Source organism: Actinomyces polynesiensis, from assembly GCF_000820725.1.
Classification (GTDB): domain Bacteria; phylum Actinomycetota; class Actinomycetes; order Actinomycetales; family Actinomycetaceae; genus Pauljensenia; species Pauljensenia polynesiensis.
Genome location: NZ_CCXH01000031.1, coordinates 1 through 2,781, shown reverse-complemented (window position 1 = coordinate 2,781; position 2,781 = coordinate 1). Strand labels below are relative to the sequence as shown.

The following is a 2,781-nucleotide window of genomic DNA, read 5'->3' as shown; positions in this document are numbered from 1 at the left end:
CCCTCCCGCCCCTGTCCCCCGGGCCTCCGACGGGCGCGGCGACGGGTGAGATCGGGGCACCTTCCACGCGTCACTGCGCGTGGACGGAGGCGGGGTCCACCCGACCGGACACCGCGACCCCGAGCACCGCCGCCGTGCGGCGCAGGTCGTCGTCCATCTGCGAGGCGAGGTCGTCCACCGAGGCGAAGGTCGTCATCGGGCGGATTCGGGACACGAAGGTGATGGCCACCCGCTCCCCGTAGAGGTTGAGGTCCGACCGACCCAGGACGTGGGCCTCCACCGTGCGGCGTGTGCCCTCGAACTGCGGGTTCGTCCCCACCGAGATGGCCGCCGGCAGGAACTCACCGGCGGTCGTGCCGGGGACCTCACGCACCAGCCACCCGGCGTAGACCCCGTCCGCGGGCACGAGACCCTCGATGTCGTGGCCGAGGTTGGCGGTGGGGAAGCCCAGCTCCCTGCCCCTCTTGAACCCGTGCTCGACGGTGCCGCGGATGCGGTGGAGGTGGCCGAGCACCTTGGCCGCCCCCTCGACGTCGCCCGCCCCGAGGAGCTCCCGCACCCAGGAGGAGGACCAGCGCCTGCCCGTGGGGTCCTCGATGTCGGTGACGACGATGACCTCGAAGCCGTACCTGCGCCCGAGCTGGCGCAGGGTGTCCACGGTGCCGGCGTTGCGGCGCCCGAAGCGGAAGTCCTCACCGACGACCACCTCGACGACACCCAGGCGCTCGACCAGGTACTGGACGACGAAGTCCTCGGGCTCCAGGGTGTAGACGGAGGAGTCGTAGTGGATGACGAGCGTCGCGTCCAGGCCGGTGGCGGCCATCGCGTCGAGCCGGTCGCGCAGGGGGCTGATCAGCTGGAAGTCCGCCTCGGGGTGGTGGACCTGGACCGGATGGGGGTCGAAGGTGCAGGCCACCGCGTCCACGCCCTCACGCCGGGCGCGGTCCACGCAGGTGGAGATGACCTTCTTGTGGCCCTGGTGCATGCCGTCGAAGTTGCCGATGGTCGCCACCGACCGCTCGTCACCGGGCACCTGGTCCAGGCTGGTCCACACCTTCACGCGTCCTCCTCCGTCCCGCACCCGCAGGTGCTTGTCGCCGTCGCCCGGTCAGAAGACCAGGACCGTCCTGACCTGTCCGTCCGCGACACGGGCGAGCCCAGGACCGTCTCACCGTCGGGGGCCAGGACCGCCAACGGGTCCTCCCCCGCTGCCACGGCGAGGGCCTCGAGGGCCCCTCCGGTGCGCCGGGGCGCCTGGCCGTGGGCGAAACGCCCTGCCTCGGCCTCGTCCAGGGGCAGGTCCGGGAACATCGCCCTCGCCGCGACACCCAGGTCGATGAGCGGCAGGTCCCGCCCCTCCTCGTCCAGTGCCGCCAGCTCGGCGAGCGTCGAGGCGTCGCTGAGCGTGAAGGACCCGACCTCGGTGCGCCGCAGGGCGGTGAGGTGCCCACCGACGCCGAGCGTGCGTCCGACGTCGCGGGCCAGTGCCCGCACGTAGGTCCCCGAGGAGCACTCGACACGGATGTCGACGTCGGTGACCGTCAGGGGCCGCCCGTCGCGCGCGATGACCTCCTCGCGGGGGATCCCGAGCACGTCGAGACGTTCGACGTGGACGGGGCGGGCGGGGATGTCGACCTCCACGCCCTCGCGGGCGAGGGCGTAGGCGCGTCGACCGTCGATCTTGATCGCGGACACGGTGGAGGGGACCTGCTCGATGTCGCCACGCAGGGACGCGAGGGCGGCCTCGAGCCGGTCGTCGTCGAGGTCGGCGCACCCGGGGTCGTCGAGGACCTCTCCCTCCGCGTCGTCGGTGTTCGTGGAGACGCCCAGCCGCATGGTCGCCTCGTACGCCTTGGCATGGCCCGTCACCCAGGTGAGCAGGCGCGTCGCCCGGTTGATCCCCAGGACGAGCACGCCCGTGGCCATCGGGTCCAGTGTGCCGGCGTGGCCGACCTTGCGGGTGTGGGCCAGACGGCGGACGCGGGAGACCACGTCATGGCTCGTCATGCCCCGGTCCTTGTCGACCACGAGCAGGCCTGAGGGGACCGGTTCCGTCCGCGACGGCATGGTCAGTGGGTGTCCCCGGTCGCGGGCGCGCCCGTCCCCCCGGCGGGTGCGGCGGGGTCCTCGTCGGCCTGCGCCGCGGTCCCGTCGTGCCCGTCGCGTGCGGTGTCGTCCGGGGACGCGTCGTCCTCGTCCTCGTCCTCGTCGCGGCGGTAGGGATCGGCCTCGCCCGCGAAGCTCGCGCCCCGGGAGGCCTCGGCGATCTTCGCGTCGCGTTCGCGCGCGGAGGCGAGTGCCTCCTCGAGTGAGGCGGCGGTCTCGGGCAGGGCGTCCGGGATGAACTCCAGGCTGGGGGTGAGGCGGATCCCGAGGGCCTTGCCCACCTCGGAGCGGATCAGGCCCTTGGAGGACTCCAGTGCGCGGGCGGTGGCCCTGCGGTCGTCCTCGTCGCCCAGGACCGTGTAGAAGATCGAGGCGTGCTGGAGGTCTCCGGTCACGCGGACGTCGGTGACGGTGACGAACCCCAGCCGGGGGTCCTTGATGCGTCGCGAGAGCAGGCGGGCCACCGTCTCCTGGATCCTGTCCTGCACCTTGCGCACGCGCGCCTCGTCGGCCATCAGGCCACCTCCTGGTCCGTCGTGGGCAGGCACGTGGTCCACGTGCCCTCCGTCATGGTCTCCCATGGTACGCGGGAGCCGGGTGCGCACGCCGACCCGCGTGGGGCGACACCGCGCACAGGTCGGACCAGCGCGGGGCCCGCACGCCCGGGCCTCCCAC

Annotated in this window: 3 protein-coding genes; all 3 read right to left on the bottom strand. The window is 73.1% G+C overall.

Annotated elements, in window-relative coordinates; translation table 11 throughout:
• Nucleotides 1-70: 70 nt before the first annotated feature.
• Nucleotides 71-1,060: a bifunctional riboflavin kinase/FAD synthetase gene (locus TA90_RS01225; RefSeq protein ID WP_043534204.1), complete on the bottom strand. Its 990-nt coding sequence runs from the start codon at nucleotides 1,058-1,060 to the stop codon at nucleotides 71-73.
• A complete protein-coding gene (gene truB / locus TA90_RS01220; RefSeq protein WP_231550623.1) occupies nucleotides 1,057-2,007 on the bottom strand; it encodes a tRNA pseudouridine(55) synthase TruB in 951 nt (316 codons plus the stop codon). Before truB ends, TA90_RS01225 begins: the two co-directional genes overlap by 4 nt.
• A gap of 62 nt (nucleotides 2,008-2,069) precedes the next feature.
• A complete protein-coding gene (gene rbfA / locus TA90_RS01215; RefSeq protein ID WP_052450348.1) occupies nucleotides 2,070-2,621 on the bottom strand; it encodes a 30S ribosome-binding factor RbfA in 552 nt (183 codons plus the stop codon).
• Nucleotides 2,622-2,781: the final 160 nt, after the last annotated feature.

Excerpts from the sequence above, each read along its gene's own strand:
- rbfA (WP_052450348.1), bottom strand. The coding sequence starts at position 2,621 with ATGGCCGACGAGGCGCGCGTGCGCAAGGTGCAGGACAGGATCCAGGAG.
- truB (WP_231550623.1), bottom strand. The coding sequence starts at position 2,007 with ATGACGAGCCATGACGTGGTCTCCCGCGTCCGCCGTCTGGCCCACACC.